The sequence below is a fragment of the Shewanella sp. MM_2022_3 genome (genome assembly GCF_022557375.1).
Classification (GTDB): domain Bacteria; phylum Pseudomonadota; class Gammaproteobacteria; order Enterobacterales; family Shewanellaceae; genus Shewanella; species Shewanella xiamenensis.
Genome location: NZ_JAKZGV010000002.1, coordinates 133,026 through 156,395 on the forward strand (window position 1 = coordinate 133,026; position 23,370 = coordinate 156,395).

The 23,370-nt window shown below is 45.8% G+C and carries 20 protein-coding genes; 11 read left to right on the top strand and 9 right to left on the bottom strand.

Going from position 1 to position 23,370, the window contains the following annotated elements:
- Positions 1-23: 23 nt before the first annotated feature.
- The 8 genes from MMG82_RS01810 to hyaA all read right to left on the bottom strand — a co-directional run bounded on the left by MMG82_RS01810 (position 24) and on the right by hyaA (position 9,801).
- Positions 24-269 carry a HypC/HybG/HupF family hydrogenase formation chaperone gene (locus MMG82_RS01810; RefSeq protein WP_037417941.1) on the bottom strand — a complete coding sequence of 82 codons (246 nt, stop codon included), beginning with the start codon at positions 267-269 and terminating at the stop codon, positions 24-26.
- Positions 269-1,066: a hydrogenase nickel incorporation protein HypB gene (gene hypB, locus MMG82_RS01815; RefSeq protein WP_047539671.1), complete on the bottom strand. Its 798-nt coding sequence runs from the start codon at positions 1,064-1,066 to the stop codon at positions 269-271. Before hypB ends, MMG82_RS01810 begins: the two co-directional genes overlap by 1 nt.
- A gap of 243 nt (positions 1,067-1,309) precedes the next feature.
- On the bottom strand, positions 1,310-3,724 hold the full coding sequence (gene hypF, locus MMG82_RS01820; protein ID WP_241406414.1) for a carbamoyltransferase HypF: 2,415 nt from the start codon (positions 3,722-3,724) through the stop codon (positions 1,310-1,312).
- 132 nt (positions 3,725-3,856) lie between these two features.
- On the bottom strand, positions 3,857-5,695 hold the full coding sequence (locus MMG82_RS01825) for a Ni/Fe hydrogenase (RefSeq protein ID WP_047539669.1): 1,839 nt from the start codon (positions 5,693-5,695) through the stop codon (positions 3,857-3,859).
- Complete coding sequence (locus tag MMG82_RS01830) at positions 5,676-6,254, bottom strand: HyaD/HybD family hydrogenase maturation endopeptidase (RefSeq protein ID WP_037417949.1); 579 nt, start codon at positions 6,252-6,254, stop codon at positions 5,676-5,678. Before MMG82_RS01830 ends, MMG82_RS01825 begins: the two co-directional genes overlap by 20 nt.
- Positions 6,255-6,261: 7 nt before the next feature.
- On the bottom strand, positions 6,262-6,936 hold the full coding sequence (gene cybH, locus MMG82_RS01835; RefSeq protein ID WP_037417952.1) for a Ni/Fe-hydrogenase, b-type cytochrome subunit: 675 nt from the start codon (positions 6,934-6,936) through the stop codon (positions 6,262-6,264).
- Between the two features lie 21 nt (positions 6,937-6,957).
- Positions 6,958-8,661 (bottom strand): nickel-dependent hydrogenase large subunit, encoded by a 1,704-nt coding sequence (gene hyaB / locus MMG82_RS01840; protein WP_037417953.1) that lies wholly within the window; start codon positions 8,659-8,661, stop codon positions 6,958-6,960.
- A gap of 3 nt (positions 8,662-8,664) precedes the next feature.
- Entirely contained in the window at positions 8,665-9,801 is a 1,137-nt protein-coding gene (hyaA, locus tag MMG82_RS01845; protein ID WP_037427738.1) for a nickel-dependent hydrogenase small subunit, read from the bottom strand.
- Between the two features lie 348 nt (positions 9,802-10,149).
- On the opposite strand from hyaA, the gene MMG82_RS01850 reads away from it, so the two are divergent.
- The 10 genes from MMG82_RS01850 to MMG82_RS01895 all read left to right on the top strand — a co-directional run bounded on the left by MMG82_RS01850 (position 10,150) and on the right by MMG82_RS01895 (position 22,223).
- On the top strand, positions 10,150-10,617 hold the full coding sequence (locus MMG82_RS01850) for a TlpA disulfide reductase family protein (RefSeq protein ID WP_172589802.1): 468 nt from the start codon (positions 10,150-10,152) through the stop codon (positions 10,615-10,617).
- Between the two features lie 3 nt (positions 10,618-10,620).
- Positions 10,621-10,842, top strand: coding sequence for a DUF4266 domain-containing protein (locus tag MMG82_RS01855; protein WP_037417959.1), 222 nt, complete (start codon positions 10,621-10,623; stop codon positions 10,840-10,842).
- A 75-nt stretch (positions 10,843-10,917) separates the two neighbouring features.
- Positions 10,918-12,264 carry a DUF3570 domain-containing protein gene (locus MMG82_RS01860; RefSeq protein WP_050991330.1) on the top strand — a complete coding sequence of 449 codons (1,347 nt, stop codon included), beginning with the start codon at positions 10,918-10,920 and terminating at the stop codon, positions 12,262-12,264.
- 136 nt (positions 12,265-12,400) lie between these two features.
- Positions 12,401-13,303 carry an FAD:protein FMN transferase gene (locus MMG82_RS01865; RefSeq protein WP_037417962.1) on the top strand — a complete coding sequence of 301 codons (903 nt, stop codon included), beginning with the start codon at positions 12,401-12,403 and terminating at the stop codon, positions 13,301-13,303.
- 9 nt (positions 13,304-13,312) lie between these two features.
- Positions 13,313-13,972: a response regulator transcription factor gene (locus MMG82_RS01870; RefSeq protein ID WP_037417965.1), complete on the top strand. Its 660-nt coding sequence runs from the start codon at positions 13,313-13,315 to the stop codon at positions 13,970-13,972.
- A gap of 110 nt (positions 13,973-14,082) precedes the next feature.
- Complete coding sequence (locus MMG82_RS01875; RefSeq protein ID WP_088585664.1) at positions 14,083-15,477, top strand: ATP-binding protein; 1,395 nt, start codon at positions 14,083-14,085, stop codon at positions 15,475-15,477.
- Positions 15,478-15,887: 410 nt separating this feature from the next.
- Positions 15,888-17,522, top strand: a complete 1,635-nt coding sequence (locus tag MMG82_RS01880) for a glucan biosynthesis protein G (protein ID WP_037417971.1) — start codon at positions 15,888-15,890, stop codon at positions 17,520-17,522.
- Positions 17,523-17,545: 23 nt separating this feature from the next.
- Positions 17,546-19,729: a glucans biosynthesis glucosyltransferase MdoH gene (gene mdoH / locus MMG82_RS01885; protein WP_037417976.1), complete on the top strand. Its 2,184-nt coding sequence runs from the start codon at positions 17,546-17,548 to the stop codon at positions 19,727-19,729.
- Between the two features lie 331 nt (positions 19,730-20,060).
- Positions 20,061-21,551 (top strand): L,D-transpeptidase family protein, encoded by a 1,491-nt coding sequence (locus tag MMG82_RS01890; RefSeq protein ID WP_052184020.1) that lies wholly within the window; start codon positions 20,061-20,063, stop codon positions 21,549-21,551.
- A 123-nt stretch (positions 21,552-21,674) separates the two neighbouring features.
- Positions 21,675-22,223 carry a DUF882 domain-containing protein gene (locus tag MMG82_RS01895; protein ID WP_047540686.1) on the top strand — a complete coding sequence of 183 codons (549 nt, stop codon included), beginning with the start codon at positions 21,675-21,677 and terminating at the stop codon, positions 22,221-22,223.
- Here MMG82_RS01895 and MMG82_RS01900 read toward each other — a convergent pair.
- The gene (locus tag MMG82_RS01900) at positions 22,174-22,617 is read right to left on the bottom strand and encodes a hypothetical protein (RefSeq protein WP_037417982.1); all 444 of its coding nucleotides are present in this window, start codon (positions 22,615-22,617) and stop codon (positions 22,174-22,176) included. The genes MMG82_RS01895 and MMG82_RS01900 overlap by 50 nt on opposite strands.
- Before the next feature lie 312 nt (positions 22,618-22,929).
- Here MMG82_RS01900 and rplY point away from each other — a divergent pair, with 312 nt between their 5' ends.
- The gene (gene rplY, locus MMG82_RS01905; protein WP_037417983.1) at positions 22,930-23,217 is read left to right on the top strand and encodes a 50S ribosomal protein L25; all 288 of its coding nucleotides are present in this window, start codon (positions 22,930-22,932) and stop codon (positions 23,215-23,217) included.
- Positions 23,218-23,370 lie beyond the last annotated feature (153 nt).

Below are 23,370 nucleotides of genomic sequence, written 5' to 3' on the forward strand. Positions count from 1 at the left end.
TCGTTTACAACTGCGGCTGTTGCTTAATGCGTGGTTTCATTTTCAAGTTTTGCGACTATCTCTTGATATAATTCAAGGCTTTGCAGAGCATCATTGCGATCAATTTTATTCATCACAAAACCGATATGAATGAGCACATAATCACCAATAGCCAAGGGTTCAGTCATAAGATGGCTGCTGACATCGCGTCTTACGCCTAAGGTATCGACGGTTACAGATTGGCGCTCGTTATCAACTGCTACCACTTGTGAGGGGATTGATAGGCACATTATTGTGGCTCTCCCACAGTGTTTCGGCGCAGATTTTCATTTAGCCAAGCGGCGACGGCATGCATGGAATCGCCATTTTTAATTGAGACTTCGAGTATTTGAGTGTCCGGATTGAGTTTTTTAAGCTGGGCTTTGGCCTCGTCGACACTGAAATCGAAGTAGGGTAATAGGTCACATTTTGTGATCAGAACCAGGTCAGCACGGCGGAACATTACTGGATATTTTTCAATCTTATCATCGCCTTCGGGAACGGAGAGCAGCACGATATTTTTATGGGTGCCCACATCATAACTGGCGGGGCAGACGAGGTTGCCCACGTTTTCCACAAAGCAAATATCTAACCCTTCCAGCGGCAAGTGATGTAAAGCGCCATGCACCATAAAGGCGTCAAGGTGGCAGGCACTGCCGGTTTGAATTTGATGGGCTGTAATGCCCTTTGCGATTAAACGGTCAGCATCACGGGAGGTCTCTAAATCGCCTTCAATAACGGCGTAATTAAGTTTTGTGTACTCTTTTAAGTGCTCAAGCAAGGTCGTTTTGCCGCTACCTGGGCTACTCATTAGATTGAAGGCGGTAATATGGTGAGCCTCGAAATGGGCACGGTTGTGGGCAGCTTCTACATCATTTTTATCGAGAATTTTATGGATCACCGACAAGGTTTTTTTATCGTTAAGCTGAGGATTGGTATGCAATTCCTGATGTTTATGGCTGTGTTCGTGGGAATGACCTGTATGGTGATCATGCCCTTGTTGAATCGCAGAGTGGCGGGGTAGAGAGCAGCCGCAGTCTTTACACATCTTGTCATTCTCCTTGTTCTCGTCACAGGTTTGAGCTGTTGTCCGAACAATATGGTGATGCTATCGAATAGGGTTAATTTGATTACGCTAATGTTAAGTGTGATACAAATCCTTAAAGGAATCTTTGATGTTCGTCAGGTTATTAGGTCGTTTTGACCCTGATCAATCAGATTTTGGCCATTTGGTCACGGCGCATATCAAGCTCTACGCAGATATGTCATAGCAGCGGTTTATTTGTGGTTTTTATATTGCCTCTTGATGAATTCCATACCAAAGCTGGCCAAGGGCGATACCGCCATCGTTAACGGGAATATGTTTGTTGGGGAGCACGGTATTGCCTTGGAGATGAAGTTTACTGAGGCAATATTCGAGCAGATATTGGTTTTGAAATACTCCGCCACATAGCGCAATGGGCAGTGATGGATAGCGCGCAGCATAACTACAAATAGCATCTCCAAGACTATGTAAAAACGCGCGGGCGATAATGCTTTGCCTCTGGGAGGAAAGTGGCGCATCAGTGATGTGCACGATAAGCTGTTTAAACAGTTGGCTACTACACCAAACTTGCATTTGTTGAGGGTCATCCTCTGATGAACTCAGCGGTAAATTGAGGATAAGTGGCGGTAGATGTTGTTTATCGGCGCGTCTTGCTGCAGCTTCTATCAGCATGCCCGCTTGGCCTTCAAATTGTGTGGTGTCAATCAATCCTAAGGCGCAGGCGAGGGCATCAAATAATCGGCCAACCGATGAGCTTTTAATCGTATTGCCACTTTGCCAGATCCTGTGCAAATTGCTTAACGTTAAGGGTGTCAGGCTTTTTAGGATCGGTAACTCTAAGGTTTGTACCGCCGCTAAACTCATTTGTTCAAACAGCAGTGCCAGTAATAATCGCACAGGCTGTTTAATTGCTTGCTCACCGCCCAGTAGGGAGATGGCTTCAAAATGGGCTAAGCGCTCTGCTTTGTCTAACCTAGTTAATAACACCTCACCGCCCCAGAGACTGCCATCATTGCCAAGACCAGTACCGTCAAAACTAAAGCCTAATACCGGATCTTGATATTGATTGATGGCCATGACGCTAAGCACGTGGGCATGGTGATGTTGCACGCTTAAGGTTTGGATTGAACCAGAGGCTCCACTCTGTGTATCAAGGCTTTTTTGTTGCTGCGCTTCTGCCCAGCGCGATGGTGCGTAGTCTGGGTGCTTATCATGGACAATCAGCTCGGGACTGAAATGATACAGGCGGGCGAAGGTGCCTAAGGTGCGCTCGAAATACTGCTCGGCACTGACACTAAAAAGATCGCCAATATGCGGACTTAAAAATACATTTGCACCAAATCCGAAAGCGATAGCATTTTTTTGCTGTGCTCCCACGGCGAGGATTGAGCGTGTTAGTGGCGCTGTTAATGGAAAACTTAATGGCGCATAACCCCGCGCTAGACGCAGCACTTGCACCTGCGGCGTATTGCCATTTGGCAGTTGAATAAGTTGCACAACACTGTCATCACAGCCGTTGAGTATTGGTCGGTTATGATCGACGATGGCATCCACCACATGCCCAAGTTGGCTGATAAGCGCATCGCAATCGGTGATAATGGGCTCGCCCGACACATTGGCGCTGGTTGCCACTAGCGGGCCATTAAATTGGCTAAGCAGTAAGTGGTGCAGTGGCGTATAAGGTAAAAATACGCCCAGCTTGGGGATATTAGGTGCGATTTCGGGGCTAAGGTCATGCTCATCCAACGCTTGCATCAATACGATGGGCCGTTCCGGCGAGCTTAAGGTTTGCCACTCCGCCTCCGTGCCCGTAACGTACTGTTTTGCCATTTCAATACTCGGCATCATTACCGCCAGCGGCTTCGCCTTACGCTGTTTTCGCTGCCGTAGTTGACTCACTGCGTGGCTGTTTCTCGCGTCACACATCAAGTGGAATCCGCCGAGCCCTTTTATGGCGAGGATGTGTCCTTGTGCAAGCTTATTGGCCGCAGCGGCCAATACCGCCATGCTGTTGTTTTGCGAGTGGAGCAAGGGCGTCAATGCGATTAGCTCACCCTTAGGTGTTTTTAAACTCAGGTGTGGGCCACATTTGGGGCAACTGACTGGCTGAGCGTGGTATCTGCGATTTAATGGATCTTGATAGGCCTTGGCGCAATCGGGGCACATAGCGAAATCTGCCATGGCGGTATGATGGCGATCATAGGGTAAGGCATTGATAATCGTGTATCTTGGGCCGCAATTGGTGCAATTAGTAAAGGCATAGCCAAAGTGGCGATCCTGTGGATTGCGCATATCGTCGAGGCAATCCTGGCAGGTACTTTTGTCGGCCGACACGGCAACGAGTGCTGCTAAGCTAGGGTCTTTTGTTTCATCACTTTGGCTATCGCTTTGAACAATCTCGAAGCGTGTCTCCGATAATTTTACCGCTAGCTGTCCATGGGTTATATGGTCGATACGTGCCAGTGGTGGCGGGTTAGTTGCTAACTCTTGGATAAAAATATCCAGTTTTGCGCTTGGTCCTTGCAGTTCTATCATCACGCCCTTGGCATTATTGAGTACTGTGCCAGTGAGTTGCAAATCGGTTGCCCAGCGGTAGACAAAAGGCCGAAAGCCCACGCCTTGTACTATGCCAGTGATATGCAGTTGGCGACGTTCAATCATATCCTGTTGGTTAGCGGATGAGGCTGCTTGTTTCAATTTCAGTCTTCTTTTAGGTTTGTTCGCAACATTAGAAGATAACAATCTATCCTCTAATGTTGCGATATCTCTGGAGCAAACATGAATGTTAAGTATTTATCCAAGGGTGTTTAATTGCCGCTGCTTAACATACAGCGCACCTACAGCAAGGTTATCTCCCTCTAAGTCGAGACTACGATTAACCAGTAACGGGAAGTTTTTTCCTAAGCGTAAACTCATGCGTTTACAGAGTGTTTCGTTAGCTAACTCATTGCCCGCTAAAGCAATTGTCTGAACTCCAATATTTAAGTCTATATGCTCAAGCCAATTGGCAAGGTAATCGGCGAGGGAGTCCTGCATCGCAAAAGCCAGTTGGCTTGGGTCGCTGTGGCCAGCCACTCTAAAGCTCAGTAGTGTGCCAAGGGTTTTGCACCAATTAAGGCTCCGATGGGCTTCGCCTTTGGTGAGAGGGTAGTCGATGCGCGGTGCATTCGCTCCCTGATAACGCATGGCAGCTGCCATGAGAGCATCGCTCAAATAGTCTTGTGTCTGGGTTTCTTCCTGCGGATTCAAACCAATCAAGATCGCGGCAATAGCCCATAGGCTCTGAAGATTATCGCGTCTGCCGTGGAGTTTTAGGCTGAGCAGTTTCAAGTAGTCATCAGGAAACTGAGTTTTAAACTTCTGCGCCACCGCTTTTTGCGGGCTGCTGTCGAGCCTGTGGAAAATCTCATATCCATTATCGGGCAGCTCAGGCAGGGCAAAAAACAGTGATGTGTCGCCTTTATTATCGCAGGTGACAATTTGGCTCGGATGATCATGGCTTAAGTAAATCACCGCCGCATTTTTGGCCTGCTTATGACTGGTAAATTTACCATTTAGCAATGCAGCAAAGAGCGCTGCATCGGTAATTGTATGATCTTCTTGATCACCTTCGTAATTCGTTTCACTCTCTACAGAGGATAAGACTTGTACGCTAAGCGTGCCTTGGTGTGAGCGTGTTTTTTTATGCGCTTGCCATTGTGCTTTAAAACCGAGAAAGCGAATTTCTTCCCTTAACGGCTCCGGCGCATTGAAATGTTTGCTGATGTTATTAGCATTGTCTCCATCTTGGTGGGACAACTGGGCCCATGCACCGTCAATCCAAGCCAATTTGGGCCTATGGTGCTGACCTTGAAGATAAACCCAATCAATTCCTTTTTGCCGCAAAATTTCGCTAAGGACCGCTACCACGCGACTATAGCCAAAACAAATATCGTATAGCGGCGCAAACAGTTTTTGGTGATCTTGAATGGGTCTTGCGCAAATAAGCGGTTTTTCAATGCTGGATAGCGCAACGACTTGATGATCCTTTAAGCAAAAATGCGCATTTAAGGTGTTTGGATTACAGATCAGCAGTTGTGGTCTGCTGGCATCGCGAGCAAACGGTTCTAAGCTTAACGCTATACCTTCACAGCTTAACGCTAATGAGCCTTGGGTTATTAACTGCTCAGCCATGGCTTTAAGATCGGTTAGTGTGAGGGCTTTTTGGGCAGGGGTTAAGCGGGTTTCACCGTGGCAACAGGAACAGGTTAAATCAATGGCACCAAATTGCGCCGCTTGATTATCGCCAAACAGGGGATAACATTGCTGGCAAAAAGCGGCAACCGATTTATCCATTTGGGGATCGTGAGTCTCCAATAAGGTACGCTGGCCTTGTGGCTCATCGATAACTTTAATGCCTGAGTCAACCAACCAAACAGACATTAAAAAGTCAGCGGCAATCGCATCGGCCAGTTGCTCTAGCGGCGCTTGCTCACCTTGGGCTTCAATAAAATAGGTTTGTGGACCAAAATCATTGTGGTTGTCGCAACCAATGCTAATATTCAGCACATCATAATTTAGGTATTGATTACATAAATGCGCATATAAGGGCACCTGACGTGAGCAGGTAAAATCAAATCTGATGTTTTTCATCTTCTATATTTTCACCAAGAGTGACACCACGTTTATAGGAGTCGGGGATCAGCGAGTCGATACTATGATCGGCAATGCGTGTCGCAGTGAATCCAAGGGAGGCTAAGTGGGATAACAGGGTGCGCTCCATCAAAGGAACTGCGGATGCAACTTTGGGGGTGAGGCCGAGTGTCATAGGTTCAAGCACGGTTGGAGTAACACCTAATACAAAGGTTTTTGGCCTGTCGCCAACCATTTCCATCATGTTTAGGGTTTGTAGCATTTCGACTTCATGGGCGCTGCCTTGCCAGTCAATTTCCTGCGGGGCTTTATCAAAGTCGAAGAAATAGACCTCACCCGCTTCGACGCCATTGGCATTGACAGTATCGACCACGATCAAATAATCGTATTGGCAAATAATCGGAATGAGTCCCTGGGCTAAAGTGCCGCCATCGAGCATCTCGAGCTGATGGGACTCGTGCGTAAACTGATAATTCTCAGTGATGTAATTGACAAAATGTACGCCGATGCCTTCATCGGCGTACAGGACATTGCCAATACCCAGTAGCAATATCTTCATTGGACTCCTAGTGGTGTGAGTCTGGTTTCGGGTAGTCGTAACCAGAGACAATTGAGTCAACTGAGTTATGTTTGAAGCGTATCCCTGACCAAACCGCCATATAGACGTGGATAACCACAAAGATAACGAATGCCCAAGTGAGGTAGTGGTGCCAAATTCTCACCTGTGCCAGCCCACCCATTTGTGCGGTGATCCAAGCTGCACTGCTCCAAAGCATGCCACCTAAACCTTCATGGTAGACATTGGCATACAGTACGAGACCAGTAATACATATCACAAGCGCAACAAAGGAGATTGCTACATAGGTCACAAATTGCAGTGGCCCGTAAACGCCAGCTTTATGTAAATGTCCCATCCAAATGTAAGATTTTAGTTGGGTAATCCAGCTCTTAATGCTCATCACATCACGAAACGAGCGTCGCTCGATATCGCTACGACTGAAAAAATACAAGTAGAAGCGAGCCAAGGTGACTGCGGTTAAGATAAAACCGCAGATCAAATGGGCAAAACGGATCCAACCTTGTACTAATACATCCGTACTTTCGGGCGCCACAAGAAACGGCCAAGCAATATAGAATCCGGTGATCACCAGCACTAAAATCGTCAGTGCCCGTAACCAGTGGAAAATCCGTATCGCAGGACTAAAAACCAGTGTCCGAATGCGGGTTTCAGAATGGTTCATGTTGCGTTCCCTCCCTCGTTGTTATTGACCATTGGGGCTGACACGGAACTCGCTCAATGCCTGACCTTTAAAATCCATCACGTGTACAGAACACGCCATGCAAGGGTCAAATGAGTGAATAATACGTATCACCTCAAGGGGTTTAGTGGGATCTTCCAGTTTCAAACCAATCAGTGAGGCTTCATAGGGACCAATCTTGCCATTAGCATCCACGGGACCTGCGTTCCAGGTAGTAGGCACCACGGCTTGATAGTTCTCAATGACACCATTTTTGATTCGGATCCAGTGGCTTAGCATGCCGCGGGGCGCTTCAATCATGGCGTGACCCACATACTCTTTACTTGGATCGATATGGGGTTTCACATAGGTGGTTTCATCTGACTGAATGTTTGTTAACAAGGCATCGAAGGTTTTTAGACCTTCCTGCGCGACGATCACGGTTTGCAGCATCCGCGCAGCCGTACGGCCTAGGGTAGTGAAGAGTGCTTCTACTGGGAGACCTGTGCGTGCCAGCAAAGCATTGACGGCATCGACCACCACTTTATTGCCACGGGCATAACTGACTAATAAACAAGACAGTGGGCCCACTTCGACAGGTTCACCTTGATAACGAGGTGATTTCACCCAAGAGTATTTACCATCACCATCTAAGGTTGGCAGTTTGCCGTAAACCGTATCCCGCTCAACAAAGCCAGTATAGTTTGGAATGGTGGTGCCATCATACGGATGTTGCGGCGCATCAGCATTGTACCAAGCGTGGCTGACATCTTCGGCGATAAGATCAGGGTTAATATCACTCACACCTGCTAAATCGCCATTCATAATCACGCCTTGGTCGAACATATATTCGCCATTAGCGAGCACAAAGTCATGGGTCGCCATGAAGTTTTTAACATTGACGCCGCCTAGCACGCTAGGCTCAGTACCAAAGGCTTCGGCTGCCATCACGATATCGGCTTGATAAGCACGCAGGATAAAGTCTGTTACGATTGCGTGTTTTTGCTTCCATTCTTGCAGACGTGCAGGGCTCAACATATCGCGTACAGAAGTCACGCCACCGACAACTAATGATTGAGGATGTGGCTGTTTACCGCCGAATATTGCAAGCATTTCGGCGGCAACTCTTTGTACTTCAAGGGCTTTAAGGTAGTGAGATAGAGCAATCAGGTTTTGTTCAGGGGTAAACTTATAGGTGCCATTACCCCAATAAGCGTTGGCGAATGGACCAAGTTTTCCTGTTTCGACAAAGCCTTTTACGCGCTCTTGCACAGCCCTTAATTCACCTTCGCCAGCGGCGATAGGCTTATCGGTATATTTGAGGGCGACTTGGGCGGCCTTAGCGGGATCTGCACTGAGTGCTGAAACCACATCGACCCAATCTAAGCCATGGAGATGATAGAAGTGCACTATATGGTCATGCATATAGAGCGATGTTTGCATCAGCGAGCGAAGATACTTTGCATTCAAGGGAATTTGAATCCCTAAAGCATTTTCCACCGCTTCGGTACCACAGCGATAGTGCGAATAAGTACATACACCACAGATACGTTGCACAATGAGGCCCACGTCCATAGGCGTACGGCCTTTGAGAATAACTTCAATACCACGCCATAACGTAGAGGATGACCATGCTTTGTTGATGACATTATTCTCATCAACTTCAACTTCGATACGTAAGTGACCCTCGATACGGGTGATAGGGTCGATAACAACGCGCTTGCTCATGGGTTATTCCTCCAGCGGCTTGGCAAAAATACTGGCAACAGCATGGGCTCCAATGCCAACGACTGTCGCGCCTAAAATCACCGCACCGACGGTGTCTGCGGTTGCATCCAATCCATGGAGCAGTTGACGACCAAGGGGTTTCTCAAAGTCAGCCATATCATCCCAGAAATTAGGTTCTGAGCAGCCCATACAACCATGACCAGCTAACACAGGCCAACTGGTATGGTGATTGAAGCGTTCAGTGGGGCAGTTGTTATAGGTATAAGGTCCTTTACAGCCCACTTTGTAGAGGCAGTAGCCTTCTTTTGCACCGTGATCGCCAAATTCTTCAACGAATTCACCGGCATCAAAACGGCCACGACGTTCACAGTTATCATGTACCCGTGCGCCATAAGCCCATTTTGGACGATTGAACATATCCAGTGCAGGTAATTTGCCGAACATGATGAAGTACATCAAAGTACCGACAATGTTCTTTTCACTTGGTGGGCAACCGCCTAAGTTAATCACAGGTTTGCTCACAACTTCGTGCACGCCCTTAGCCCCTGTGGGGTTCGGGTAGGCGGCTTGTACACCACCGAAGGATGCACAGGTGCCCACAGAGATAATCGCTGCGGCGCCTTCGGCGGCATGTTTGATAATTTCTAAGCCTGTATGGCCTTTACAGCCCACGGTCAAGAAGCTGCCGTTATTGGCGGTCGGTATCGCGCCTTCTACCGCGAGCAAGTAGCGACCCTTGTAGGTTTCTAAGGCGTGCTCGAGGTTTTCCTCTGCTTGCCAACCCGCAGCTGCCATCAAGGTTTCGTGATATTCCAAGGAGATATGATCGAAGATCAGCGAATCTAGATTGGGGGTGTCGGCACGAACTAAGGATTCGGAGCAACCAGTACATTCAGCCATATGTAACCAAATTAAGGGTACACGGTCGGCTAATTCGGCGGCCTCTGCAACTAAGTTACTAAAGGGGAGTGGTAGGGCGAGCATACCCGTTACCATCGCACTCCATTTCATGAAGTCACGGCGTGTGATGCCATGTTGTTGTAATTTATCGAGTAATGTTTGCTGTTGACGGGGAGCTAATTGGCGCAACGCATCTAAGCGCGCCTTTCCCTGTTCATAGAGGGCTGCATGTGTGTCCATGGGTCAACCTTTTGTTGTTGGAATGTAAATTGTTAAGGGTTTACATAATTGACACATGCAGTTTAGGCGCTAGGCACTAGAAAATTATTGATGCATATCAAGAATTTTTCAGAGATGTGATTAAACTGATTTTGACATTAAATTAACATGATTCAGATCTAATTTCGATTTTGCTAATGGGACAAAATGTCTCACTTTTAACATTTTTGCCGTTAGAGCTCACTTTCCAACCAATTGATGGCTCAGATGTCCATGTGGCATAAAGACTTTATTTATTCTTTTTAAGTTTAAGCAAACCTTAAGATTCAGTTAATAAATTCGAACTGTATTGTGATAAATGGATAGCCTATGAAAAAACTCGTGTTGTTCCTCGGATTATTTAGTGCAAGCGTACTTGCCGCTCCTTCACTTGAACACCTTGTCTTTGATGCACAAAATCAAACTGTTTCACTGAATGAATTTAAAGGAAAAGTCGTTTACGTCGATTTTTGGGCCTCTTGGTGTGGACCCTGCCGTAAGTCTTTTCCTTGGATGAATACCATGCAGCAAAAGTATCAAGATCAAGGGTTAGCGGTGGTAGCCATTAACCTTGATACCGACAAAGCCCTTGCCGATGCATTTTTAAAGCAAGTACCAGCCCAATTTACGGTGCGCTTTAATCCTGAAGGCGATGTCGCACGTAGCTTCGATTTATTGGGTATGCCCAGTAGTTTTATCTTTAATCGCCAAGGCAAGTTAGTAAATCAGCATGTCGGTTTTTACCAAGACAATATTGCCGATTATGAACAAGAACTGGTGAATCTTTTGAAGGAGTGATCTATGCGCAAAATCACATTAGTTGCTGTCTCGTTAGTGATGCTAGGAGTGAGTGGTTGTTCAAGCTTAGGGGTTGAGCCTTGGGAAAGAGGGCAGTTTGCGCGTAGTGATATGGCGCTTGATAGCGAAAAGTTAGATCAGGCGTTAGATGATCATATTTACTTCAGTAAAGAAGGTAGTAGTGGTGGCCGAGCTTTTGCTGGTGGTGGATGCGGTTGTAACTAAACCTTAATTTAATAATCGTTAATACCTTAGGTTTTCGTCTAAATAAGCTTCAGTGACATAAAGGTGTTGTCAGCCATGACAAATAAGAACAATAAGTTAGACAAAAATGACTCGCAAATTGTGCAACTAAAACCGCAGACAAAACAGATCGCTAGCGCGTTAGCCTTAGCCAGTTGTGGGTTGTTCGCGTCCAATGGTCACGCAACCGAGCTGGCGAAAAATATCGATGACTGGAAAGTTGATGCCGCACTCATGTATTACGGTGAACAGGACAGAGTTCAAGCGATAGAAGCCATAGGTACGGCACAGAAAAACTTTGGTGATGACAGTGTACTTGACCTTAAGCTGGTGGTTGATAGCTTAACGGGGGCCTCGGCATCGGGCGCTGTCGCTCAAAGTAACAGTCAAACCTTTACCCGTCCTTCTGGCAATGGCCAATATACCGTAGCAGCGGGAGAAACCCCGCTCGATGATACTTTCCACGACACTCGAGTGCAGGCAAATGCGAACTGGTCGCAGGTACTGAATCCCGATTGGAAGGTCAATGGCGGTGTTTATGCTTCTAAGGAATTCGACTATATGTCGATGGGGATTAATGCAGGTGTCGAGCGTGGCTTTAATAAGGACAACACTACGCTGTTTTTAGGCACCTCATATAGCTTCGATGTGGTTGACCCTGTTGGTGGCAGGCCTGTAGCGTTATCAACGATGGCGATCCGCGATAACTTTACCAGCGATGAAGCTTATCGCAGTGCATTTGATGCCACTCGCCAAACTAGTAGCGATAATAAACAAACTGCTGATTTGATGTTGGGTATCACTCAAATTCTTAATCAGCGTTGGTTATTGCAAGCAAACTATGGTTTATCGAGTGTCAGTGGCTATTTAACCGATCCCTACAAAGTCTTAAGTGTCGTAGACAATAACGGTACGACCGAGAATATCGTCTACGAGAATCGTCCAGATTCACGCTTAAAACACAGTTTTTATATGATGACTAAAGGCGCGCTCGATTCGGGAGTGGTCGATTTTTCCTATCGCTATACTACCGATGATTGGGATTTAACTTCACACACCTTAGAAACCCATTATCGTTATTACTTCAGTGGCAGTTTTTATGGTCAGTTGCATCTTCGTTACTATCAACAAGCTGCGGTGAATTTCTATCAACCTTTTTTGATGGCGGAGTCACCATTGCCTGAGTTTGCTAGTGCTGATTACCGCATTGGGGATATGAGCGCCTATACGGTAGGGGTTAAGTTTGGTCACCGTTTGTCAGGCGGACATGAGATGACATACCGCTTGGAATACTATCAACAAGATCCGAAAAACAATGGCACCGAGCTCCCTGGTCAGTTGCAAAACTATGATCTGTTCCCGACTCAAAAGGCGATTACTGCACAGTTTAGTTATTCTTTTTAAAGCTAAACTGTGCTAATTAGTTCACGTTATTACGGTTTGAACTGGGCAACTGAGTTGCCCAGTTCCTGTATGTAAGACTTGTATTTAAACCTGTCATTGGTGAAGCCACATTAAGCACCACCATAAGGAACGCGAAATGCCATCATTTTCTCCAAGTGCGCCATATCGACTCCTGCGCCGTGATTGGGGATTCTTGGGGGAATTTAGGGCAATGGCCAGCCCATGCGAGCTACTCATTGCCAGTCATGATGAGAGTATTGCCTACGATATGCTCGATATGGCAGCTCGGGAGGCGTCTCGCATCGAGCAAAAATACAGCCGTTTTATTGAAGGTAATTACCTGTGGCAGTTGAATCATGCTCAAGGCAAACCAGTGACCATTGATGAAGAAACCTGGCAACTTTTATCCTTTGCGAAACAATGCTTTGAGCTTAGTGGTGGACTATTTGATATTTCTGCTTGTCCATTGATGCAAGTGTGGCGTTTTACTCCGGACGCTACTCTGCCCACAATGGCTGATATCGCCGCAGCGCGATCTTTAGTGGGATTTGAACGCCTTGAATTTAATTCACACGAGCTAAAAATCCCCACGGGTATGCAACTTGATGTGGGGGGGATTGCAAAAGAATACGCGGTTGACAGTGTGGCCTATGAACTGGCGGAATCCTACCCTAAGATTTCGGTATTAGTGAATTTTGGCGGTGATATTGCTTGTCCTGTAGCTCATTCAGTCCCATGGCAGGTGGGGATTGAAGATCCGCATCGCCTTGATTGTGCAGCCAAAGTGCTCGCTATTACACAAGGTGCTTTAGCGACGAGTGGTGACACAAGGCGTTTTATTGAGGTCGATGGCAGGCGTTATGGGCATATCATTGATCCACGAACCGGATATCCTGTGCGCGGTGCGCCACGGTCGGTGACCGTTCTTGGACCCAATTGCGTTACCGCGGGAATGCTCGCCACCATGGCAATGTTGCAGGGTGAGCAGGCAGAAGCCTTTTTAACCGAGCAATCGGTTCAGTTTAGTCTTTTTCGATAGGGCATCATCATGCGTATCATGTTAGTGGAAGATAATGAATTACTGGCCCAGGGAATTTGCCTCAACCTTGCCAAAATGGGCATGCAGGTGGATCACTTAAGTAGCTATCAGCAGGCGTTAGTGGGAATAAAAAATGAAACCTTTAGCGCTATTGTGCTTGATTTAGGTCTTCCCGACGGTAATGGTAAAGAACTCCTTAAAACATGGCGTTCGCAGGGGGTATCGATTCCCACCATAGTGCTGACCGCGAATACCGATTTTGATACTAAATTGGAGTGCCTAGATGTCGGAGCCGACGATTATTTAGGTAAGCCCTTCGATGTGCGTGAGTTGGCGGCACGTATAAGGGCAATTGTGCGCCGTCAATATGGTCTAGACCATAACAGTTTAAATATTGGTGCATTAAGTATTGATCTCAACACGCGAGAAGTGATTTTTCGCGATCAAAATGTGCCCCTTTCACGCAGAGAATTTCAATTATTACTTGAACTTGCTCAGTCGGCTGGTCGAGTGTTAACCCGTAATCAGCTGGAACAGCTCACCTATGGCTGGGATGAGGTGGGCAGTAATTCAATCGAAGTCCATATTCATCATTTACGTAAAAAATTAGCTAATGAGTTAATTAAGACCGTGCGCGGAATTGGCTACACCCTTACGGAACTGAATTAGCCATCTTGCAATTTATGCAAGGATTTAAGTGACAAACTCGACGTTTATCGGTATGAAGTAACTGCTTTATAAGACAGGTTTACACTCATACAAACGACGGGGATAACGGGTTGAATCGACTCAAGGTGCTGGATGTGTACTCTTTACGCTTGCTATTAACCTTGCTAATGCTCTCGGGGATTTCGGTTTCAGTAGGGATTTCAAGCTGGTTTAGCACTCGTGATGCGAAGCATCAAATTGAAGAATTATTTGATGCTCAAATGTTGCAAACCGCAAAAATGCTCGAGTTGTTCTACCATGAAGAAGCCGATTTTAAGCTTCCCCAATCACAGCCTCAAGTTCTCCACGTTCCGGACAGTCAAGTCAGTAGCTTTGCTGAAAAGGCTGATGCACTTAAGCTTGCCTATGAACATAAACTGGCGTTTCAGATCTGGAGTGAAGCGGGGCAGGCGTTGGTTTTTTCAGACAATATTGGGCGCGAGCCGATCACTAAATTTGTGCAGGGCTATAGTAAAAAAGTATTCGAAGGGGAGCTGTGGCATGTGTTCAGCTTTTTTTCTGTTAAATATAAAGTGTGGATTATCACGGCTCAGCAGGATGAAGTGCGCCAAGAGTTGGTTTCGCAAATTATGCATAACGCAGTAATAGTGCCATTAATTGTGGTACCGTTAACCCTGTTTATCGTCAGTTTACTGTTTTATATTCTATTTCGGCCGCTAAAAACCCTTGAACGGGAATTAATGGCACGCTCACCTAACGATCTCACTCCGTTAGCTATGTCATTGCCTAAGGAATTAGTGCCAGTTCGACGGGCACTCAATCAGTATATCAGCAGTATTGCACACTTCATTGCTAGAGAGCGCCGCTTCAGTGCCGATGCCGCCCATGAGTTAAAAACGCCATTATCTGTGATTAAGTTACATCAACAGGGGTTAGAGGGATTAGTCGCAGATGAACCTGCTCAGCATATCCACCTTGCCGCGATTGATGCTGGTGTTAAGCACATGAGCCATACAGTAGAACAATTATTGTTGCTCGCTCGTGTCGATTCGATTGCCGAGTTGAATGTGCAATCCCATACCTTGTTGTCTATGGTGGAGGATGCGCTCAACCAACTGATGCCCCTGATCACTGAATATGAGTGGAATATTGACGTGGATGCCGGATTATCCATTATGTGTGACCGTTTTTATATGCTGGTGGTTTTAAAGAATATTATCGAAAATGCTTGTAAATACAGCCCAGTAGAATCTGAAATTAGCATTAGTGCAGCGCAAACCACCACAGGCGTTGAAATAAAGATCGCCGACCGTGGTCAAGGGATGACAAGTGAGCAAATTGCGAATGCCACCGAGCGTTTTTACCGTGTCAATGAAAATGAAGGTATAGGTGCGGGATTGGGATTATCCATTTGTCAGCATATTATTGGCTTACACCAAGGCCAACTAACCATCACTCCTCGTGAAGAGACAGGTTTAGTCGTCAGCCTATTTTTGCCTCGATAGTGTTAAGAGTGTAAGTCAATGAAGTCTCTCTCTGAATCACTTTTTGTATGCTTAGGCTCGCATATTAGCGACTATCACCTAAGATTATTGTCGGTGGCCAGTTTGTAAAACTAACTGATTTTATGTTCATTCTGCGAACTTGGCAGCACTTTATTAGCCTTTGTAACTTTTAAAGATCAATTTGGTATGTTAATTCGAATTTGATATTCTTTAAAAGTATAAGTATATTGCTAAATAGTATTGTGCAAAGGGAGTTAACTGCATCTTTATTTATGAGTTTTTTACTCCTTCTGATATCTTTCGCGATGTGTAACAGTCGGTGTTTTTTTTCGCTCAAACCGCAATAAAAAAATGTCACTGTACATATAAAAAACGTTGATTTCTTAGTTTATTTTTAGGTTACCTATCCTATGGTTAGCTTGTTGCGTTGCCAATCGTTTAAACCTTCTTCACTCATTTGCTCACTGGCGCTTAGCGCGGCGTTCGCCTTTTCGGGCACTGCATTTGCTGATGAGACCAAGCCTGTTGAGAATAAACCTACCACGCCCGTGGTGAGTCCACCCAAGGCAACTGCTCAGCCTGCAAACAAAACGCAAGTAAGATTCACCAAAACAGGCACCTTTGATGGTGAAACTGTGGTGAAATTGGCGCGTAAATTGGCCTCTAAGCCCTATGTCGTGTTAAAAGATCCACTGCCTGCTGGTCTTGCTAAGTTAACCTATGATGAATACCGCGATATTCGTTTTAACCCAGTATCGTCAATTTGGCGCGATCAAGGTTTACCGTTTCAAATGCAAATGTTCCACCGCGGGTTTTATTTTCAAGATTTAATTGAAATTGCCATCGTTGAAGCAAACCAAGCGACCCACTTAGCTTATGAGCCTAAGTATTTCACTGCGGGTGAGGTTATCTCTCAAGCATTACCTAATGATGATATCGGCTACTCAGGGTTTCGTATCCATAACCAATTAAACACTAATGGCATTTTTGACGAGCTGATGGTGTTCCAAGGCGCGAGTTATTTCCGCGCCTTAGGTAAAGGTAACTCTTATGGTTTATCTGCCCGTGGTTTAGCATTAAAAACTGCTGATCCAGAAGGTGAAGAGTTTCCGATTTTCCGCGCTTTTTGGGTTGAACGTCCATCCTACGACAGTAATCTGATCGTGGTACATGCGTTGCTCGATAGCCCGAGTGTTGCAGGTGCATACCGATTCTCGGTACGTCCAGGTGATAACACCCAAATCGACGTTGAAGCGACCTTATTCCCTCGTGTCGAATTAAATAAAGTTGGACTAGCACCTAGCACCAGCATGTTCCTGCATTCATTAAACGGTCGCCACGATACCGATGACTTTAGACCTGAAGTCCATGATTCAGACGGTTTATTGATGTTCAACGGCCGCGGTGAGCACCTATGGCGTCCATTGGCAAATCCACGTCAATTGCAGGTGAGTGCGTTTTCTGATAACTCACCACAAGGCTTTGGTCTTATACAGCGTGAACGTAACTATGCCTCTTATCAGGATCTTGAAGCCCAGTATGAGCGTCGTCCAAGTTTATGGATTGAGCCTGTGGGCAACTGGGGACAAGGTGCGGTTGTTCTGACAGAAATTCCAACAGAATCAGAAATTCATGATAATATTGTGAGCTTCTGGAAGCCGCGTCAGCCTATTCCTGCTGGTAGCGAATATCACTTCGCTTATCGCATGAGCTGGGGCGATGAACCAGTTGCGAAAACCAATTCTGTCGTGGTAAGTCGTACTGCAAGTGGTCGTGCTGACATTGCTAAAGCGACCCCTAGACGTTTGTTTGTCGTTGATTATCATCTAAATGGCGCTATGCCTGATGAGTTACCACTCGCGAAGGTTGAATCTTCTGGTGGAGTAATTTCAAATGTTGTCATCGCGCGTAATGCGGCAAACAATGGTTATCGCCTCGCGTTTGAGTTAGAGCCCGAAGATAAAGACCTTATCGAATTGCGTGCTGAACTCAAGTTCTCTACACCGCGTCAGGTTGAAACCTGGCTCTATCGCTGGACGCTTTAAGGTCCATGACGGAGCAACATAATATGACTGTATCCGAGAATTCGGTACTTGAGACTGAAGTACTCGTGGGTGGTAGCGCTATGCCTAATGAAAGGCCAGGCGCTATGGAGCCCCAAAGTTTAACCCAAATGCCTGAAGGATTTCCACGCCGTAGCACTGTGGCAAATGGAGTCCGTTCACGGGTTTCCCGTCGGGTGTTTGTTGTTGGTGGTGCCTTATTACTATCGGCCTTTGCTATCTATGAAATGGGCGCAGTTTTCAGTATTGGAGGGATTACTCCCCTCGAATATTTGATGTTGGCGTTATTTGCGATTAACTTCTGCTGGATTGCACTGGCGTTTTGTAGTGGTATTGCTGGCTTTTTCCTCCTGTTGAAAAAGCCTAAACCAAACGAGCTTGCACAAACTGAGCTGCACACGCGCACTGCGATTTTAATGCCTACTTATAATGAATCTCCTGACCGGGTATTTTCAGCGGTATCTGTGATGGCTGAAGCATTATCGCAAACTGGTCATGGGCATGCGTTTGATTGGTTTATCTTAAGTGATACTACCGATCCTGAAATTGCGCTGTTAGAAGAACAAGCGTTTTTAGTTCTTCGCCAAGAAACCCATAAACATTCTCGTGTTTATTATCGTCGCCGCCGTAAAAACGTCGCACGTAAAGCGGGTAACGTAGCGGACTTTTGCCGTCGTTGGGGCTCGCGTTATGATCACTTGCTGGTCCTGGACGCTGACAGTTTGATGGAGTCATCCACTATCACGGGGTTAGCGCAGCGGATGCAGGCTGATCCTGATGCGGGTCTTATTCAAACGATTCCATCACTGATCAATGGCACCACCTTAATGGCGCGTTTGCAGCAGTTTGCTGCACGCATTTATGGTCCTGTGATCGGTACTGGTCTTGGTTGGTGGGTGCAAAAAGAAGGTAACTTCTGGGGCCATAACGCTATTATCCGGACTGAAGCCTTTATGGGCGCAGCGGGTTTACCTAATCTTAAGGGAAAGCCACCTTTTGGTGGTCATATCCTAAGCCATGACTTTGTTGAAGCTGCATTGATCCGCCGTGCCGGATGGAGTGTGGTCATTGCATATGATTTACCCGGTTCCTACGAGGAATGCCCTCCATCAATTGTTGACTTAGCGGTACGCGATCGTCGTTGGTGTCAGGGTAACTTGCAGCACTCACGTATTCTGCCAACTAAAGGGTTGCATTGGGTTAGTCGCCTGCACTTAATGACGGGTATTATGGCGTATTTATCTTCGCCATTTTGGTTGTTATTGATTTTAACGGGGTTGATGCTCGCTTTGCAGGCCCACTTTATTCGTCCAGAGTACTTCACCGATCAGTTCTCATTATTCCCAACGTGGCCAATCATGGACTCGGATAGGGCATTGAGACTGTTCTATATCACTATGGTGGTGTTATTTGGACCGAAGATCTTTGGCGTGTTGTTGCTGTTAAAAGATGGCAAATTTGCCCGCAGCGTAGGCGGGCGCATTAAAGCGATGCTCAGTGTGTTATTTGAAGTCATTCTCTCAGCATTGATCGCGCCAATCATGATGTTCATCCACTGCGGTGCGGTAATGTCGATTCTGATGGGACGTGATAGTGGTTGGTCTCCACAGCGCCGTGACGATGGTAGCATGCCTTGGTTAACCCTGATTTATCGCCACCGTTGGCATATGCTTGCAGGTGTGATGTTGGGGTATGCCGCGATTTTGGACTCCTTAACATTGCTCGCGTGGATGAGCCCCGCCTTGATTGGTTTGTGGTTAGCGGTGCCCATTTCGGCTTGGACCGGTTCGATTAAAATTGGGGAGTTTTTCAAACGTATTGGGATCCTCGCCACTCCAGAAGAACGCAGTCCTGCGCCTATTTGTATTAGGGCACAAGAAGCGCGTGCGGCTTACCAAGCGCATATTGAACAGCCTTGGACATTAGCGCAATTGCTGAAAGACCCTGCGCTGATGGAGCTTCACTTAGCCATGGTTGATAAACAGCCACTACGTGCCGCCGGAACGCCGATTGAACCAGTTGAAGCCATTGTGCACGTCAAAGTACATGAAGCACAGTGTCAGCAAAGTGCCTTAGCACTCTTTAATCGCCAGGAAATGGCTTTAGTGCTGGCTAATCCGCTAATGCTGCGGAGTTTGCAAAAACTACCAGAACAGTTTGTGCCAGAGGATCTGGTCTCCTTCTGTTAATTACTTTCTATTACGCTAAATAGTAAAAATGCCACTGATGATCAGTGGCATTTTTGTTTTAGGTCGATAGTGAGCTGCATTTTACGAACAGCTTCAGCTATAGTGATCTTAATACTAATCTCGCTCTGGATAATAAATGTATCGCAAACAATTCGTTGCACGACTTACGGATTGAATTGACTTGCTATAGGCTCGTTTTTTTGCGCCTACATTTGCCTTGTTTTCAGCGCCAAAGTGCAGTTTGAGATTAGGCATTTTATTTTTTGCTGTATTGATTGCATTTATCCATCTCTTAACCTACCTAAGTTACTGTTGTCAAAGGGAGATGTCTATGGTGTCTGTGACTCGTTTTGCGCGATGTTATCGCTTGGGGTGTTGCACATTTCAATGGTATTTAAAAGCGCTGTTGATGGTGTTTACATTCGTTTCGAGTGCACCACAAGCCGCTGAGTCTACCGAACTAACACATGGTTCTACAGAGCTAGACATTTCTATTACACAACTACTCGATCAGACATTGTTGCTTGATCTTGCCGATGTCAGTCCGGTATTTCGAGCTAATTATCAAAAACTCAGCCAATGGCAACATCGGCCCTTGAGTACTGATGAACAAGCCGAACTGCTTAAGATGCACCAACAACTTGAACGCTATTGGTATTACCTCGATCAGCAAGCGGAATGTGTTGAACCTTGTATCAGTAAGGTATTTACTCAACAGGACACTCATTACCGAGCCGTGCTCTTTACGCTTAAACAGCTCATGAAGTTAGAGAACATGACTTCATGGGATACGTTAACACAGGAAGAAAAACTAAATCCCGGGCAGCAAAGTCCTTTGATTTTGCCAATTGCGAAGCGACTTTTTGTATTAGGCTTTCTGCCAAATGAACTCACTATCGAATCTGCTGAAGAGGTGAGTAATGGGATGATTTATCGCGATGAACTAGTGATAGCCATTAAGAAATTCCAGCAGCAACACGGCTTACAGGCCGACGGCGTGATAGGGAAACAAACTCTTTTCTGGCTTAACCAATCGCCCCATACTCGGGCTAAGTTACTGGCGAAAAATATGCTGAGACAGTGGATATTGACACCACAGTTACCAGCACGCTACCTACTGGTTAATATTCCAGCATTTGAGCTCCAGTTAGTTGAAGCAGGGAAGGTGACTTTACAGTCTAAAGTGATTGTCGGTAAAGCATCGCGGCCAACGCCTTTATTAAAAAGTCAAATTTCCAGTGTTGTGATGAACCCTGAATGGCGAGTGCCACGCACGATTATTCAACGTGATATCCTGCCGCATATTCGCCATGATGGGCATTATCTTACTGAACGAGAATTTGATGCTTACGATTATGATGGTAAGCGCGCCGAGCATTCTGCAGAACAATGGCAAGTACTCGCTTCATCGCATTTTCCTTATCAGTTGGTGCAACGGCCAGGCCCCAAAAATGCCTTAGGCCGCTATAAATTTCATTTCGACAATAGTTTTAGTGTGTATTTGCATGGAACTTCTGAGCCAAGTCTCTTTAAAAAGGCTAACAGAGCTTTATCATCGGGCTGTATTCGGGTCGAGAAGGTTGAAGAATTAGCACGCTGGTTTAAGAACCATTTAGTCAATGATCAGCGTCTTTGGGATAAATTAAGTTCAGATATCACCCAATCCCAATGGTTTTCCTTGTCTGATAAGTTGCCCATATTTATTGTCTATTGGACGGTATGGCTTGATGACGCTGGGGAAGTGCAATATCGGAATGACATTTACCAGCAGGAGAGTGAGCTGAGTTATGTGGTTTCGGCAACGATTTTTAACATGCTCTAATTGATTGAACTTTTGAAGGATTTTTTAATCTGATTGTTTGCATGTCGATCAAGACTTGATCTGGATGGCAATTCACGATAATTTGCGTTCTCAGTGTCCAAAAAACGAACAGAAGGTGATGATGTGACCTTACTTTGTCCTGCCCGTAGGCAGTTGTTGTTAGGCCTCAGTGGTGTGGCATTGTGTTCCTTAATTCCTTCCAAAGCGATAGCAAGCCGTTCAACCAAAGGTGTGCGTGAGCTTAGCCTGTATAATCGCCATACGGGTGAATATAACAATGGCAGCTATTGGGTCGATGGCCATTATCAGAGTGAAGTGTTGGCCGATTTTAGCCACTTGCTGCGAGATCACCGTCAAAATGTAACAGCACCGATGGATAAACGCTTATTTGATCTGCTTTATACACTTAAGACGACGTTAAATACTGATAATGAAATCCATGTGATTTCTGGTTACCGCTCACCAAAAACCAATGCGATGTTGGCAGGTAAAAGTGGTGGTGTAGCTAAAAAAAGTTACCATATGCAAGGGATGGCAATGGATATTGCGATCCCTGGGGTCAAACTAAAGACAATCAGAGATGCGGCTTTATCACTTAAGCTAGGAGGCGTAGGCTATTATCCTAAGTCTGGTTTTGTGCACGTTGACTGCGGTCCTGTGCGGCATTGGTAGTTTGTATCTTTTGCTCAGTGTTTAATGAGAGCTGCTGATAAAATTGCAGCTCTAGCGTTTGGATGTCCTGTAAGTAATACTCGAGTAGCGGCAAAAAAACTTGTCCCAGTTTATTCATCTCACGGTGTTGCTGCCAATCACTAACCTGCTTATTCAGACTTTGTGAAAACTTAAATTGTCTTAGTCTTTGGCTCTCAACTGCCGGTGATTCACAGATCTGCATTAGCATGAGTAAACTGCGGTTTTTTTGTTGTGTGCAGGCGAGCAGTTCCAGCAATTTTAACTCTATCGTGGTCTGCTGATAGGGGACAGTTTTAATGAGTGAGACCAGTTCACGGGCTAATTGGCAGGAGAGTCGATTTTCTTGTTGCAATAAATACAGCTCGTGACACATGTTTTACAAGGCTGAAGTGGCAAAATTTGCTCGAGCTTAACAGGCATCGAATGGCTTAAGTGTGATCAAGATCGCGTGTTTTTCGATTCAGATCAAAGGTGTTTCGCCTATGTAACAGCGCTAGAACAAGTTTCCCAATTCAATAAATACTCTTGTTAATTGATAACGATATCCCATTATTACCCCATTGCATTCAGAGTCTGGCTGTTCTTGTACCTGCTGAGTAACTGTGTTAGTATGCGCGCGCTTTATATGAGTCACCATTGGTCGAGAATGGTGATATTTTTTACTCTAAATTTAAGTGAGAAACACATGTCTTACACTATCCCAGCACAAACCCGCACTGAAATAGGGAAAGGTTCGAGCCGCCGCCTACGTCATGCAGGTAAAGTTCCTGCCGTTATTTATGGCGCAGGCAAAGAGCCAGTTTCTATTGTTTTTGATCACAAAGATATCATCAACATTCAAGCTAACGCTGACTTCTATACTTCTGTAGTGACTATCGTATTAGATGGCAAAGAAGTAGGCGTTCGTGCACAAGCTATGCAACGCCACGCGTTCAAGCCAATCATTGAACACGTTGACTTCGTTTACGCTTAATTGCGTAATTGAAGCAAAAAGCGCCTATATGGCGCTTTTTTTGTGGCTGCTTTTCACTCATCAAACTCTGATGCTTGCAAGTTAAGTGACTTTAACCATCAAACAATTGCTGGTGTTTAATCATTTTGCCTGTGCACAGCGTCAATATCATCA